The following is a 14383-nucleotide window of genomic DNA, read 5'->3' as shown; positions in this document are numbered from 1 at the left end:
CAATAGTGCCGACTAACTAGGAGGCTGCTTTTGGTCAGTAGTAATTCTAGAGTCGGCATCCAGATGTATAATCAAAATCAACCGCCGTTGAGTAGGGAAGCCGCCATACCGTCTAGCCGCTTTTTCACACTTTCCCACTGTGGCATCACTTGCTGCATTAGCCGGTAAAAGCGTTCGCTGTGGTTATGCTCCGCGATATGGCAAAGCTCATGCAGGATTACATAGTCAATGCACTCACGAGCCGCCTTAACCAGGTGGGGATTGAGAGTGATGCGCCCGGCGGGGGAGCAACTGCCCCACTGCGTTTGCATGCTGAGGATGCGCAGTGGCGGCTTGCCAGAAACCCAAAGGGCTTGCTGCAAGGCTGCCTCCAGACGTCGATCAAAAACCTCTCGGGCGCGGGTCTTGTACCAAGCGTGCAGTAGCTCGCGTACCTTTCCAGCCGACTTCATCCGGACAGACACCTCCAGCTTGCCACGCAATAGACGCACCTGTTGCAGCTCATCAGGAGCCTCCACGACCTTAAGCACATATTGCTTGCCCAAATAGTAGTGGCTTTCTCCGCTGATGTATTGCCGCGGGCGGACATGCGTGAGCTGAGCGCGGAACTCACGAAGCTGTTGATAAATCCAACGGCCGCGCCGCTTCAGTGCACCCAATACCTGTTCATCACTAGCGCCGGCCGGTGCACTGACCCGCACGCGGCAATCTGGATCGACCTTGATCAGAATGCGCGAAACCTCGCGCCCCCGTGGGGCCCGCTCAACCTGTATCAACTCATCGGCGTAGTAAAAGCTCAGCCGGCTTTGCCCTGGTGGACTAGACGGCGCATTCGTGACGATGGGAGCGCTCATAGACCGGACAAGCCCACCCGCGTAATTTGCACCACCCACTCAACCATGGCCTTCGCCTGATCCATGCCGGCCCCCACCGCCTTGCACTCCTTGAAGAGCAGCGGTAACAACTTCTTGCGGATATCGCTTTCAATGTTCTGTGGGTTGATAGAATGTTCGGCCACAGAGGTCATGACCATTTCATCCAGGCTAAAAGCCAGCTTCACCCAGTGCCCCTGTACCTGTTCATCGGCTGAGATCAGGGCTTCCGGAAGGCTTTTCTTGAAAACACCAAAGTAAGCCTGGGCATGGCGGTTACCCGCCAATACGTCCGGCAGTTCATCTAGCTTGCGCGCCTGCACCTGCTGCTCAAATTCGTGGAATAGCAGGTACTGCTTGAGCGGATGATCGAACAGCTTTGCGGCATCTTCAATGGCTTGGCGCAGCAGCTTAGAAAATGCTTCTTGGGCATAGGGGTCGTCACGTAGCTCCTGCTCAATCATCTTGCTCACGCGGGTCTTGATGATGTCGGTTTCGTTGCGCACCCTGTCCTCACTCCACTGCTCAGGCTTTTGCTGCCCCATCTTGCCAACTTCATAAACACCACCTGGATCTCTAACCTCCACGCCGACTACATGCTTATCCAGCAACTTGCGCACCTGTTCGGCGTACTGGTCATAGTTCACCGTCTCACCGGCATCCTGTTTGGCCAGTTGGCGTAGGCTGGAGAACTGCTTGAGCGTTTCCTTGTAGTGAGCGCGGTCAGCGTCACTAAAGCTGGTGTCCTCGAAGAAAGAGGCTGATTGCAATGCAACCTTCAGGCAACTGGCGAACTCGGTTAGCGCCTCATAGAAGTCCTCGCGCACTTTGAGATTTACATCCACAAACTCACCGTCGCGCTCCTGCATCTTGGGTACCAGTACCTGGCGTAACTGTTCGATATCGCCTTTGTTTTTCACATCGGCAAAAATCGCCCAGAGTATTTCGTGCAGTTGAGGTAGCCGTTTGTACTCGCTGCTCATCTGGCTGTAGAGGCCGGCGATGTCATTTATGTCATAGCCACCCTGAGTGCGTGAAGCCAAATCCTGATATTTCTGAATCGTGGTATCCAACTCGGAAAGAATGCCGCGATAGTCAATCAGCAGGCCGAACTTCTTCAGGGGATGCAATCGGTTGACCCGTGCAATGGCCTGAATCAGGTTGTGCTCCTTGAGCGGCTTATCGATGTATAGCACGGTATTCTTCGGCTCATCGAAGCCCGTCAGCAGCTTGTCCACTACGATCAAAAGCTTGAGCGAATCATCCTTATCGAAACGCTCAATCGACTTCTTGGTGTAGACCTGCTCATCCGCGCTCCCAACGTTGTTCTTCCACCATTGAGTTACCTCCGGTGAAGCAGCTTCATCCACTTCGGTGTTGCCTTCGCGGCTATCCGGTGGGCTCATCACCACAGCGCTTTCGAAAAGACCCGCTTCGTCCAGGTATTGCTTGTACTTGATCGCCGACGCCTTACTGTCACAGGCCAACTGCCCTTTGAGGCCTTCATCAATGTTTTTCACGAAGTGGTTGGCGATATCAAGTGCAATCAAGCGAATTCGATCATCTGCGCTGTAGATCTGTCCTTTCTTGGCGAACTTGCGCTTTAGATCGGCCTTCTGCTGCTCGCTCAGCCCTTCAGTGATGCGCTCGAACCAGCTATCGATAGCGCGCGCGTTCACATCCAGATCGGGGATGCGCTCTTCATAGAGCAACGGCGTCACCGCTTGATCCTCCACGGCTCGGTGCATGGTGTAGGCATGCACGATGGGACCAAACTTATTTGTGGTCTTGTCGTCTTTGAGCAGGGGCGTGCCGGTAAACGCCACAAAAGCCGCATTGGGCAGCGCCTGTTTCATGCGGATATGGTTTTCACCGCCTTGGCTGCGGTGACCTTCATCGATCAGCACGATGATGTCAGCACTAGTGTTCACGCATTGCGGCAGCTTGGTGGCGCTGTTGAACTTCTGGATTAGGGAGAAAATGATGCGCTCATTACCCTTGCCGATCTGCTCGGCCAAGCGCGTCCCGGAAGTGGCCATCGCGGCCCCGCGATCCTTCTTGCCTGCCAGTTCGCCGCCCGAGGCGAAAGTCTTGCTCAGCTGGTTTTCCAGATCGACCCGGTCGGTGACCACCACGATGCGACACTGTTTGAGCGAGTCATGCAGGATCAGCGCCTTGCTCAGAAAAACCATGGTGAATGACTTGCCCGAGCCTGTTGTATGCCAGATCACCCCGCCCTCGCGGCCACCGTCCTTGCGCTTGTGGGTAATCCGCTCGATCAGCCGTTTGATGCCAAATACCTGCTGATAGCGAGCAACAATCTTGCCAGCCTTCTTATCGAACAGGGTGAAGTAGCGAGTAATCTCCAGCAGCCGGGCAGGAGAGAGCAGGCTGATAAGCAACTGATCCTGGCCGGTTAGCGCTAGCTCGCCGCCAGCGATCAGGGTGTCATACCAGTCCCGATCACGGGGAGGGCGGTGGCTAAAAATAGAGGCCTTCTCCGCGGCACTCAGTTTGCGGTTCTTCAGCGCATACAACTCTGCGGTGGCGATATCTTCCTCACGCCAAGCCGCCCAGAATTTCGCAGGCGTGCCGCATGTGGCGTAGCGCCCGTCGCTGCCATTGATCGACAGCAACAATTGGCTGTAAGCGAATAGCCTTGGGATTTCGTCGTGACGCTGGTTGCGCAAACTCTGCGAAACGCCTTCGTCGATGGTCGGGCCTTTCTGTGCATTGCTATCGGGGCGCTTGGCCTCGATCACTGCCAGCGGAATACCGTTGACGAAGCAAACAATATCCGGCCTCCGCGATTCCACACCACTGCTGCGCAGCACGCGAAACTCTTCGGTAAAGATGAAGCTGTTATTTGTAAGATTGTTCCAGTCGATCAACGCCACGGTCGGGTTAGCTTTTTTACCATCCACGAACTCCGTCACCGAGATGCCATACAGCAAATGGTTGTACAGCCGCTCGTTGGCGGCCTGTAGCCCTTCGTTGAGCGCTGGGCTGCACATCTCACCGATCAGGTTGTCGATGGCCTTGGCCGATAGCGGATATTCACTCCCGCTAAACAAGAAACGTCGCTTGCTCAGTTGCTCGCGCAGTACATCACGCAAAACTACCTCGTCGCTCTTGCCGCTCCTTGCTGTCAGTGCCTGCGCGGGCGAGAGGAACTGCCAGCCGAGGTTGCACAGAAGAGCCAAAGCTGGAAGTTTCGCACTGTATTCTTCCTGGAATTTAGGTGTTGGTATCATCCGCTGTAGTTCTCCAAGCCGCCCGCCAGCTGTTGCTGGAACCAATCAGCTCATGAATTTAACTGCTATGTTGGTCAATGACCCACTATGGTCGAGCATCCATTCCGCGCTGGGTGAACTGCCTCAAACCATCATCTCTGTAGGTCGCTACCTGTGGTGTCAGCCATTCGCTTCTGCGATTGTGCGATCCGATACCACCTTGTCGATCATCGCCTTCACGGCGCGATCAATGGCTGAACCATCGGTGTAATCGGCAGTGGTCGCCAGGTTGGTACGCCCTTCCTTGACCAGCTTGAGTGCTTTTTCGCGGGCACCGCGTTTGCCCTTGCCGTACACGGCAATCGAATGGCCGCCCTGATTCTTGACCAGGCGCATGGAGGGAATATCGGTCTCACCATCGCCGATAAACACCATATTGCTGAACGGCACAGGCCGCTCGGCTGGCTCTACGAACTTGTTGATTACCGAGTTATCGTGCACATCCAGGCTGCCCTTGTTTATGCGGAACAGATACTGGGTTTTGGTGGTGTAGTTCACCGCTAAGGCTGGCCAGTGCGCGACGTCGTTATGGTCGTACATAAAGCCTGAGGCATAGACGCGTGTGAAATGCTTGTTGATCGGGGTCCCCTCAATCATCTCGCGCAGCCCCGACGAGATGATGAAGTGTTCGACCTTTACGCCCTTGGCGCGGCCATATTCAGTGATACGTTTGAACCAGTCTTGCACGCCTGGAAATAGTTGAATATGCGCCCCAAAATCGGCAAAGTCCTTTTTGTGCACCGGCACCCGGGCGGCCTGCGCTTTCTCGATCATCAGCCGCATATAAGCCAAAATCTCGTCCGCCTGCTGCTCCTGAGACATAGCCTTGACTGCGCGCCAGAATTCAGCCGGCTTGATGCCCAATGCCGGTACAAAGTTGTACTCCTGCATATTACCGGGAGACAGGGTGCCGTCGAAATCGTAGGCAATCACAAAGGGGACGTGTTTTTTAGCCATCAAGCTACTTCCTGTTCATCTGCCACTACTCGGCGTTTGCCTGTTAGCAATTGCTGCATCAATGCTTTTTTCTCTTGCTTCAGGCAGGAAAGTTTGGCTTGAAGTCGTTGGATTTCCTGATCAGCGGTGGTGAGCACAGCAGCAATTGCATTTTGCTCTATACCTTCGGGGACAAACACCTGTAGGCCAAAGAAGTCGCTTGGTTTGACATTAAGCAAGCCATGCGCGCGACCGCCTTCGTTAGCGATTTTGCTCAAGCCTTTGTTCAACAAGCCAGACTCAAAATAGTGCTCAAAAAACTCTGGAGTGCAGGTGTTTTCGTTGACGGTCTCAAAGCAAATATAAAGTGTAGTGACCACGCCTTTATCGTATTTGTTCAGGCGCTTTATAGCTCCCATAGGATAACCATTGGAATAGCTTTTGTTGTAGGCAAACTGTCCCTTCTTGAGTAGAAAATAGTTGTCTAGAATTTCTGAGGCGACGGTTTTGCTGAAAAAATCTTCTTGGCGGATTAAGCCCTGTTGAGCTGAAATAGTCATCACATTGGTATTTGCTTCAGTGTTTTTTGTTGTGACTCTACGGAAGAGCTTTTCGAGGCGGATTTGTCGCCAGTCTTCTTGAAAACCACGCAGGCGTTTTTTACCCGTCAGTAATTGCTGCGTCAACGCTTTCTTCTGGAGCCTGCTATTCTCTACAAGATATTCGGCGGTGGTGATGGCTTGATCCCATGCGGACAGAATTTTTGCAATTTTTGTCTGTTCTTGAATCGGTGGGATGCTAAAACGTAACTTGCGTAGTTCTGACAAGTTGATACGTGAAAAAGTCGAGCCGCCAGCCAGCCTTAGAATGTCTAGCTGAACACGCTCTGATTGAAACTTGAAATATAGGAATTTTTTATTAACTTTTTCAGAGTTTGGCTTGATCAAAACTGTATCTTGACCAAGAATAAACGGTTCTGTCGTGTCGACATAACTTGCCACGCCAATGGACTGGTTGCGGCTAATTACTAGATCGCCAATATCGACTACACAGTGATCCATCAGTGATTGATAGTCCTCTTCTGTTACTCGCTTGCTTGGCGATGCCAAATCTAGCTGCCCCCATTTTAATGTCCCAGGGGATACCACGGGAATGCCGGAGTCAACATAAATAGGAGTCCTGTGTTTGCAGTCAATGACTTTTGAAATAGCATCTAGGCTGCTGCGTGGCCACTCGTTAAAAACCATAACCAAGTTCCTTCAAGTACTCATCCATCTGCACTTCCAGTTTGACGAGTTGTGCCTTGAGCTGTTCGCGCTCGTTACGCACTGCTAGCAGATCGATCTCTCCCTCTTTCTCGAAGGTATCTACATAGCGCGGAATATTAAGGTTGTAGTCGTTATCACGGATTTCCTGCAGGCTGGCGCGATGACTGAATTTGTCCGAACCAATGCGATGGCGGTAAGTGATCAGAATATTCTTGATCTGCTCATCACCCAGAATATTCTGGTTTTTGCCGGCCTTAAAGTCGCGGCTGGCGTCGATAAACAGAACGTTTTCGTCAGCTTTGGCCTTACTGAAAATCAGGATTGAGGCGGGGATACCTGTGCCGTAGAAGAGTTTTTCCGGCAGACCGATGACGGCATCTAGCAGATTTTCTTCAATCAGTTGCTGACGAATCTTGCCTTCGCTGGAGCCACGAAACAGTACGCCATGGGGCACGATTACTGCCATTCGCCCAGTCTTGGCTTTCAGGGTTTCGATCATGTGCAGAATAAAGGCGAAGTCGGCCTTGGTTTTTGGCGGGATGCCGCGTTTGAAGCGACCAAATTGATCGTGCTCGGCCTCTTCATGACCCCACTTGTCCAGCGAAAACGGTGGGTTGGCGGTTACAATATCGAACTTTAGCAACTGACCATTCTGGTCGAGAAGTTTGGGGTTTCGCAGGGTGTCCCCCCACTCAATCTTGTGGTTGTCTTCTCCGTGCAGAAACATATTCATCTTGGCCAGCGACCAGGTGGAGCCTATAGCTTCCTGGCCATAGAGGGCGTATTGCTTACTGTTGTGGTGTTCGCGCACCTTGCGTCCGCACTTCATTAGAAGTGACGCTGAGCCGCAGGCCGGGTCGCAGATGGTATCGCCCGGTTGCGGGTCTAGCAGTTCGGCGACTAGCTCAGAGACTTCCGGCGGCGTGTAGAACTCACCGGCCTTCTGCCCACCGCTGGCGGCGAAGTTCTTGATCAGGTACTCATAGGCATTACCGATCACATCCAAACTGCCGACACGGGACGGTTTAAGGTTGAGTTCGGCCCCCGCGAAGTTTTCTAGGAGGTGGCGCAGGATAGAGTTCTTCTGTTTTTCTTCACCGAGCTTGTCTGTGTTGAAGGAGATGTCCTGGAACACGCTCTTGCCGGCATCCTTGAGTTTGGTGCCGTTAGCTTCCTCAATAGCGTGCAGCGCCTGGTCAATTCGCTCACCGTTTCCTGGCTCATGGCGACGCTCGTAGAGGGCATAGAAGCTGGCGTCACTTGACAACACGAATCGCTCGTTCTTGAGCATTTCCTCGATCAGCTCCGGCTCGTCACCGTATTCCTTTTTATAGTTGTCGTAGTGATCCTGCCAGACATCGCTGATGTACTTGAGGAACAGCATGGTGAGGATGAAGTCTTTGTAGGTGTCCGCACTGATGGTGCCGCGGAAGGTGTCGCAGGCTGCCCACAGCGCCTTGTTAATATCGTCCTGGTTTACTTTGTCGTTCATGGATCAAGCCTTTATAAGTTGCTGGTAAATGCCTTGCAGCATGTGCTCTCTGTTGGTTTGCAGGCGCGCGATCAGTTCATCCTCTTCATCCCACACCGCTTGCAGGGCAATCAGTTTCTGCTGGATCGCGAGCGGTGGGAGGGGGATCTGCATGTCCATCAAGGACGCTTTGCCGATGGCTTGAATCGCACTGCCGCTTCGCTCAAGGCTGCGTTGGCTTTGTGGCAAGTTGATTAACCAGCACAGGAATGCCGGCAGCACCTGTGACTGTTTCGCTGTAACAATAAAAAACTGGCTGGTCGCTACAACTGCCTGCTCGCCTGCGTACAGTACGGCCTTGTTGCTATCACCACGGGCGATCACGGTGATGTCGCCAGGCTGAAGCAGAGGCGGAGCGGTACGAATGTCCCAGGTAACGGCAATTAGCGTATCGGGTTCAATCACTGCGTTTTGGCGCAGATCCTTGATCTGCAGTACTCGAACATCGCCAGACGGGTCATGCTCCAGCGCGCCGCGGAAGGTGTATCCGGAGCGGACATCAGCCAGTTCGCTCAACTTGAATAACTGGGTTGGCATAAATAGCTCAGGGGAAAAGCGCCATCCTTGGCGCGACAAGTGTGGTCAGACTTCGCAGCGTTGGTACTGGTTCTGCAACCATTTGGCTTGCTCGGCTGCCAGCCTATACCATGCAGCGTCGCCCTTAAGACGAGTTACAAGCAACCCGTCATCAGCATCCATTACTGCTTTGAGGTTATCTCGCACCTGAGCCGCTGTCTGGGTCGTGGCAATAATCCAGGTAGACTCCAGCGGCCGGCACCAAGTGCCGTAGGCTTTAATGCGCTCATACAGGGATTGGTAATCACGTTTCTTACGCAGGTCATAGGTAATTTGGTACAGTTTCATAGCTCTAGCTCTCCTAACGAGTCAGTTATTGCAATAGCGGCAGGGTGCAACCTGCCGCGCCTCATTTTTTCTCTGTACAAGACGTACTGATTAGATGGCGAGAGCAATATCTCCCCGTTGGCTCGTGCTGTCAACACTTTTTGCTCAGTAGGCGCTCTATAGAGGCGGGTCCGCTTTGAAATAGCCAATCACACTAGCGTGGAAGTCTTGGTGGCTGGGCTGCTCTATACATCTTCCTGATGCGAGCCACACAATGTGTCGCCTAGCGCTGTGAAGGCGATCAGGTCCATTTCGCCGCCGTTTGCAATCACCCGGCAGGGCGGTCTCAGTTTTTCTTGCTTCTTTCTTGTGCAAGCCCAGGTTTACCAAGCCGCTTTATAATCAACCACTCGGTTAGCTGGTAGTAATACCTCGTCGCCGGGCTGCGGGACTTCAGGTGTTGCTCCTCAAACCACCGGAAATGTTTAAGCTGCCAACTCCACGGATTGTCTCGGCCGAAGCGTTTCCGAATGGCCTTTTGTATTGTTTGGGCCTGCCTAATGTGGCGCTGCCGCGTGGCATGGGAACCGGTGAGTACGGCATCAAGGAAAAGCCTCATGTCGAAGGACTTAGTCATCTCCGTCCTCCTATGTAGGCTGCGATCACGTCAGTGCGGTTATGGCCCATCTCTAGGCTGATCTGCTGGCGTGCTGTTTGGTCGAGCTCACGGTTTTCCTGAAAGCAGGTACCGTCGTTGATCGGCGCTGCATGGCCAGTAAGTTGTTTGTAACGTTCGCAGGCGTAGGCGGCGCGCAATTCGTGGAAGCCTTTCAAGCCATATACGTGCAGGAACTCGCGTGCCGGTTTCACGGTTTGCTGCAGGAAGGTCTTGTAGCTTTCGTCTTGGGCGAGCAGGTTGTTGCTGCCAATGGGCGAGGCGTTACGGGCGGCTTGCAGTGCGTCCCGTACGTTCTTTGTCGCTGTTATCCATCGTGGTGCGTATGCGCCTGAACGACCTCCCTTGGTGCCGTCTTGAATGTTGATTCGGCCGAGTCGCTCGGCTTCGCGATACAAACGTGGCAGGTCGGCCAGGATGGCTTCGCGCAGGCGCATGCCGGTTTCGCGGACAAGGTGCAGGATTGCGCTGACACATTGCTGCTGCAGGGCGTTGAGCGCTTTGATGACGGTTTTCAGGTGCTTGCGATCTTGTCCATTGGGTGCCTCGCTTCTTACTGTGGACCTGTGCAAGCCGAGGGCTTGGCTGGGGCTGGTGACCCGTACCGAACGATCACCACGAATCGCCTCCAGCGTGCGGTTCACGCTGGAAAGTCGGTTCTGTGCGGTAGCGATTTTCAGGCCGCTTCGCTCGACCTGTTGGCTCAGGTGCTGGGCATAGTCGAATAGCGTTTGCTGGTCGATCTTGCGGGCGTCATTGATACTTGGATCGAGTTCGGACCGGCACCATTCGGCGAAGGCTACCCAGCGGTCTGCGTGGGCTTTGACCGTGGAATAGTGCCCGTTGCCAAACATATCCTTTAACGCCTGCCGTCCGGCATAACTCAGCTGTCGACCCCATCCAAAATTCCGTCCACCCCTTCTTCCAACAAGTGGCATAGCCTTGTTCCTCCCGAAGCCCATCGACTGAAGCGTTATCCCCACGTCATCCCGCCAAGAATGTTGAGTGTTATCAGGGATCAAGGTCCCTGCGACCTGTGAGGGGTGTCCACTAACGCGGGACTTACGGCTCTTTACGACCGGGAGCTTGGGTATCTCATGATCTGACCTCCTGAGCACTTCCGAAGAAGTGGGCGGGTGGAGGTTGCACTGGCTGACGAGACCAGTGGCGCGAGATCCTGAGTCGGGTGAAGGCAGTGATGCGATGACCGGGGCATGCCTGACTGTCAGTCGGGTGCAGTCCATTCCTTGGGCTGCGGCACCATCATCTACATCGCTGTTGCTGGTGACTTCGGTTTTTGTCACGCCGATTGTCACGAGGGGGAATGCCGCAAAGCCTTGTACGATGTGGCCTGCAGCAGTGGTAGGAGCGCCCGTCTCTTTCCGGGAGAAAGAGACGGGCGGCAGATTGGCGCACGGGAATGGCCAAGCGGATAGGTTGCTGCAGGGCAGCTATAAAGGGGTATGAGTTGCCGCAGTGGGCACTCTGGTAGAAGTAGGCATCCATCACATCGCTGTGACCGTGCGAGCCGCCGGACGCTAATCGCACTTTGGGAGAACCACCACGGTGTGGCGTAGCCTCAAAGGCTCTGGCTACCTGGGTTGCTGTCAACGACAGCGCTTTGCCCGATCTTTTCTACGCCTGTGGATAATTCGGGTCAAGGCTCGAATTTTCGGGAGTTCTGCTGCTGTGGATGAAATTATCCACCGGTGGAAATCAGTGGTTTTCCACAGACAGTTGGTGGGCTTTAGATTTTAAGTGAGGTCCATCCAAGCAGGGCGGCTTTGCAGCCCTGTTTGGATGGACCCGCGTGGACAAGCGGATCAATGAGATATGAAGACCGAGCGCTTACTCGGTTGCGCCACGTTTTGCTTTTAGGCGAGTGACGTTCGCTCCGGTCTGGTTCGCAAATTCGTGTGGAGTGACATGCTCCTGATGGTTGGCCTCCAGGTACCGGCTCCACCAGTTCATGATCAGCCTGCGCTCTTCGATGAACTCTGCCTTGTGGATGTAAGCGGCGCGGACGTTGTTGCGTTCCTTGTGGCTCATCTGCCTTTCAATGGCGGTCTCGGACCACAAGCCTGATTCGATCAGTGCGCTGCAGGCCATCGAACGAAACCCATGTCCGCAGATATCGGTTTTGGTGTCGTATCCCATCGTCCGAAGCGCGTTGTTCACGGTATTTTCGGACATGGGTTTCCAGGGTTTGGCATCGCCTGCAAACACCAGGTCGAATTTACCGGTGAGTGCGTGGATCTGTTCAAGCAAGGCCACAGCTTGCGGCGATAAGGGTACAAGGTGGATGTCCCCGGCCATCTTCGTACCCCTTGTGGAAAAGGGTACTCCCTCCAGCGCTGGCCGAGTGTCTGGGATTTCCCAGGTGCCGCGCTTGAGGTCGAACTCGCTCCAGCGTGCGAAACGCAGCTCGCTGGATCGTACAAACACATGCAGCGACAGCATCACCGTCAGACGGGTAAGTGCCCGGCCTTTATAGGTGTCGATCCGCTCTTGCAGTTCCGGCAGTCGCGATAAGGGTAGAGCGGGGCGATGTACCACCCGCGGGGCTTTAATCGAGCCTTCGAGGTCGTAAGCAGGGTTGGCATTAATAAGCCGGAGGCGTTTTGCCTCGCGCATGATGCTCTGCAGGTAGTTTTGTACCCTTAAAGCTACGTCTATCGTTCCGCGCTTCTTGATCGCTTCCAAGGGCTGCATGAGGTCATGGGTGTCGAGGTCGACAATGGCGCGGGCGCCGATCAGCGGGAACACGTGGGTTTTGAGGCGACTCATCACAGTCTTGGAATGGCCTGGTGCCCACTTGGCCGACATTTCCGTATGCCAGTCGAGCGCAACGCTTTCAAAGGTTCTGCCTTTGATTACGGCTTCCGCCTTGGCTTGGTGCTTGGTCTCTATAGGGTCAACGCCATCCGCCAGCATTCGTTTGACTTCCAAGCGCTTGCGGCGCGCTTCGGCGAGGCCAATGACGGGGTAGTTGCCAAACGAGGTCAGTCCTTCGCGTCCGTCAGGTTTGACGTAACGGAGCCGCCAGCCTTTGCGGCCATTGGGTTGGACTAGGAGGTAGAGGCCATCGCCGTCGAAAAGCTTGTAGGCGCGGTCTGTAGGTTTTGCCAGGCGGCAAGCTGCGTCGGAGAGCGGAGCTGTGGTGCGCGACATAAGGGTACTCCCTTTTATCGAAGTGACCTGTACCCCAAACTCTACCCTTAAAACGGTTGGAATCCACCAGTTTCTGACGGAAACCGATGGAACGCTAAAACGAAAAAACCCGCCAGAAGGCGGGTTTTTCGGGGGTTCCAGAGGCTTTGAAAGCTTTCTATGGAACCTTGTATGGTGCCGGCACCAGGAGTCGAACCCGGGACCTACTGATTACAAGTCAGTTGCTCTACCAACTGAGCTATACCGGCGTGTTAGGGCGACGATTATAGCGATTGGATTGGTTCTGTAAACCCCTGAATTCAGACTATTTTTGCGCAGGCATCAGGCCAGCCTCGCGGACGCTTCTGCGGGGCTGGCCTGCGCGATTGCTTTAAAGCATCACACGCCGTTTTTAACCGCGTTGATCAGGTCCTGACTGAGCACCTGCGCGGGCGCCACTTGCACGCTTTGGGTGTAGAACGGCGGCAGGTTCTGGGCCAGTGTCGACAACGTTTGGGCGGTGGTGTTGCCCGGCAGCAGCACGTATTGCAGGTTGGACGGATAGCTCTGCGGCACGGGGCCTTCCATCGTCGAACCGTACGCGCCGAAGGTCATCACGGCTTGCGGTGTGGTGGGGTCGGGGGCATAGAGGAAGACGAAGGTGCCGTACTTCGGATGGGTCAGGTATTGCCCGGCTTCGGCGCGAACGGCTGGGTCGGGGTCGTTCATCAGGGTCCAGCGCATGACCGCGTAGTTGCGGGTCGTTTCCATGAACGCTGTACGAATTGGCGACTGGTTCTCGACGCCGCCCAGGCACACCAACAGGTTGCCGAAAGGATCGATCAGCGCCACCGAGTTGAATACATTGCTTTGCTGCGCGGTTTTCAGCAGCGGTGCAGCGAGTTCTGCGCCGGGATCGCGTGGGTTGGCGGATTGTACGGTTAGTGCAAATGGACTGAGCGCAGTGAGTGCCTGGCGCACTTTGCTGTTGGCCGGGAGGTTTGCCGGGTTTTGCAGTTGATCTGGCGGCAGGCCGCTGTTGTTGCTGGCCTCGCGCACGGTGTTGACGCTGGCGGAGAAGATCGAACTGCAAAGAAAGTACGCCGCCGAATCGATGGTCTGGCCGCCGAACACCGGGCTGGTCGACCCCTGATAGGCGCGGCTGACAGGTGCAGCAATCGCGTAATAACCCCACGTGTCCTGCGCCTGCTGACGGATCTGCGGCGGCAGCGACGGAAAGGTGAACTGGCTGTTGTAGTTGATGCCCGCGTAGTCATCGATCGCACTGACGGCGACGTTGAATCCTGCGGTCAGCAGCGAACCCGCGCACATGGCGCAAGGGTCCAGTGTGGTGACGACGGTCAGTTGACCGGGCGGTGGCAGGTTCAAGGGCGCGACGTTTTCGTAGTACCAGTCCACCAACTGTCGCTCACCGTGAGCGGTCGGGTCATGGGGTAAAAAGTAAGGGGTGGCGCTGCCGGGGAAAGGCATCAACACGTTGTTGTGCAGCGCGGCGATCACTTCGCCCGTTGCGTTGTTGATGATGGCGCCACCCACGGCGAAGGTTTGCTGCAGCGCAGCGTAAATGGCTTCGTTGGCGACGGTATCGACGGCTTCCTGCGCACTGTTCAATGTGCTCATTTTTCCCAGCTCCTTGCTGTCCTGACGCCAGAGAATTCTGGCGCATGGCAAAGATAGTTGAGGTTTGCGACGTCGTTTATGTTCTTTTGGCTTAATGCTTATGCACAACGGGACGTCCGGTGCACGCGATTAAGATCGAAAATGTGGATCCATTCTCATTTTCTCGCAAATGC

Annotated in this window: 11 protein-coding genes and 1 tRNA gene; all 12 read right to left on the bottom strand. The window is 54.7% G+C overall.

What is annotated here, in order from left to right:
• Positions 1-77: 77 nt before the first annotated feature.
• The 12 genes from ACYZUD_RS22480 to ACYZUD_RS22425 all read right to left on the bottom strand — a co-directional run bounded on the left by ACYZUD_RS22480 (position 78) and on the right by ACYZUD_RS22425 (position 14210).
• Positions 78-854 carry a M48 family metallopeptidase gene (locus ACYZUD_RS22480; RefSeq protein ID WP_462020197.1) on the bottom strand — a complete coding sequence of 259 codons (777 nt, stop codon included), beginning with the start codon at positions 852-854 and terminating at the stop codon, positions 78-80.
• Entirely contained in the window at positions 851-4126 is a 3276-nt protein-coding gene (locus tag ACYZUD_RS22475; RefSeq protein WP_462020196.1) for a type I restriction endonuclease subunit R, read from the bottom strand. The genes ACYZUD_RS22480 and ACYZUD_RS22475 overlap by 4 nt, the downstream gene beginning before the upstream one ends.
• A 159-nt stretch (positions 4127-4285) precedes the next feature.
• Positions 4286-5122: an HAD family hydrolase gene (locus tag ACYZUD_RS22470; protein ID WP_462020195.1), complete on the bottom strand. Its 837-nt coding sequence runs from the start codon at positions 5120-5122 to the stop codon at positions 4286-4288.
• On the bottom strand, positions 5122-6348 hold the full coding sequence (locus tag ACYZUD_RS22465) for a restriction endonuclease subunit S (RefSeq protein WP_462020194.1): 1227 nt from the start codon (positions 6346-6348) through the stop codon (positions 5122-5124). Before ACYZUD_RS22465 ends, ACYZUD_RS22470 begins: the two co-directional genes overlap by 1 nt.
• Entirely contained in the window at positions 6338-7861 is a 1524-nt protein-coding gene (locus ACYZUD_RS22460; protein ID WP_462020193.1) for a type I restriction-modification system subunit M, read from the bottom strand. Before ACYZUD_RS22460 ends, ACYZUD_RS22465 begins: the two co-directional genes overlap by 11 nt.
• A gap of 3 nt (positions 7862-7864) precedes the next feature.
• Positions 7865-8416 carry a restriction endonuclease subunit S gene (locus ACYZUD_RS22455; protein ID WP_462020192.1) on the bottom strand — a complete coding sequence of 184 codons (552 nt, stop codon included), beginning with the start codon at positions 8414-8416 and terminating at the stop codon, positions 7865-7867.
• 66 nt (positions 8417-8482) lie between these two features.
• Positions 8483-8764, bottom strand: coding sequence for a hypothetical protein (locus tag ACYZUD_RS22450; protein ID WP_462020191.1), 282 nt, complete (start codon positions 8762-8764; stop codon positions 8483-8485).
• Positions 8765-9089: 325 nt separating this feature from the next.
• The gene (locus ACYZUD_RS22445) at positions 9090-9380 is read right to left on the bottom strand and encodes a hypothetical protein (RefSeq protein ID WP_462020190.1); all 291 of its coding nucleotides are present in this window, start codon (positions 9378-9380) and stop codon (positions 9090-9092) included.
• Positions 9377-10357, bottom strand: a complete 981-nt coding sequence (locus ACYZUD_RS22440; protein ID WP_462025096.1) for an integrase domain-containing protein — start codon at positions 10355-10357, stop codon at positions 9377-9379. Before ACYZUD_RS22440 ends, ACYZUD_RS22445 begins: the two co-directional genes overlap by 4 nt.
• Positions 10358-11267: 910 nt before the next feature.
• Positions 11268-12590 (bottom strand): tyrosine-type recombinase/integrase, encoded by a 1323-nt coding sequence (locus tag ACYZUD_RS22435; protein WP_462020189.1) that lies wholly within the window; start codon positions 12588-12590, stop codon positions 11268-11270.
• 172 nt (positions 12591-12762) lie between these two features.
• Positions 12763-12838: transfer RNA gene (locus tag ACYZUD_RS22430), tRNA-Thr, on the bottom strand.
• A gap of 130 nt (positions 12839-12968) precedes the next feature.
• Positions 12969-14210, bottom strand: a complete 1242-nt coding sequence (locus tag ACYZUD_RS22425) for a nucleoside deaminase (protein ID WP_462020188.1) — start codon at positions 14208-14210, stop codon at positions 12969-12971.
• Between the last annotated feature and the right edge of the window lie 173 nt (positions 14211-14383).

The sequence above is a fragment of the Pseudomonas sp. XS1P51 genome (assembly GCF_054897845.1).
Note: the sequence above shows the minus strand (reverse complement) of the source record. Positions and strands in the feature narration are given on the sequence as shown.

What these genes read in the sequence shown, in the direction of transcription:
- ACYZUD_RS22465 (WP_462020194.1), bottom strand. Translation starts at nt 6,348, where the DNA reads ATGGTTTTTAACGAGTGGCCACGCAGCAGCCTAGATGCTATTTCAAAA.
- ACYZUD_RS22460 (WP_462020193.1), bottom strand. Translation starts at nt 7,861, where the DNA reads ATGAACGACAAAGTAAACCAGGACGATATTAACAAGGCGCTGTGGGCA.
- ACYZUD_RS22470 (WP_462020195.1), bottom strand. Translation starts at nt 5,122, where the DNA reads ATGGCTAAAAAACACGTCCCCTTTGTGATTGCCTACGATTTCGACGGC.
- ACYZUD_RS22475 (WP_462020196.1), bottom strand. Translation starts at nt 4,126, where the DNA reads ATGATACCAACACCTAAATTCCAGGAAGAATACAGTGCGAAACTTCCA.
- ACYZUD_RS22480 (WP_462020197.1), bottom strand. Translation starts at nt 854, where the DNA reads ATGAGCGCTCCCATCGTCACGAATGCGCCGTCTAGTCCACCAGGGCAA.
- ACYZUD_RS22435 (WP_462020189.1), bottom strand. Translation starts at nt 12,590, where the DNA reads ATGTCGCGCACCACAGCTCCGCTCTCCGACGCAGCTTGCCGCCTGGCA.
- ACYZUD_RS22450 (WP_462020191.1), bottom strand. Translation starts at nt 8,764, where the DNA reads ATGAAACTGTACCAAATTACCTATGACCTGCGTAAGAAACGTGATTAC.
- ACYZUD_RS22445 (WP_462020190.1), bottom strand. Translation starts at nt 9,380, where the DNA reads ATGACTAAGTCCTTCGACATGAGGCTTTTCCTTGATGCCGTACTCACC.
- ACYZUD_RS22440 (WP_462025096.1), bottom strand. Translation starts at nt 10,357, where the DNA reads ATGCCACTTGTTGGAAGAAGGGGTGGACGGAATTTTGGATGGGGTCGA.
- ACYZUD_RS22425 (WP_462020188.1), bottom strand. Translation starts at nt 14,210, where the DNA reads ATGAGCACATTGAACAGTGCGCAGGAAGCCGTCGATACCGTCGCCAAC.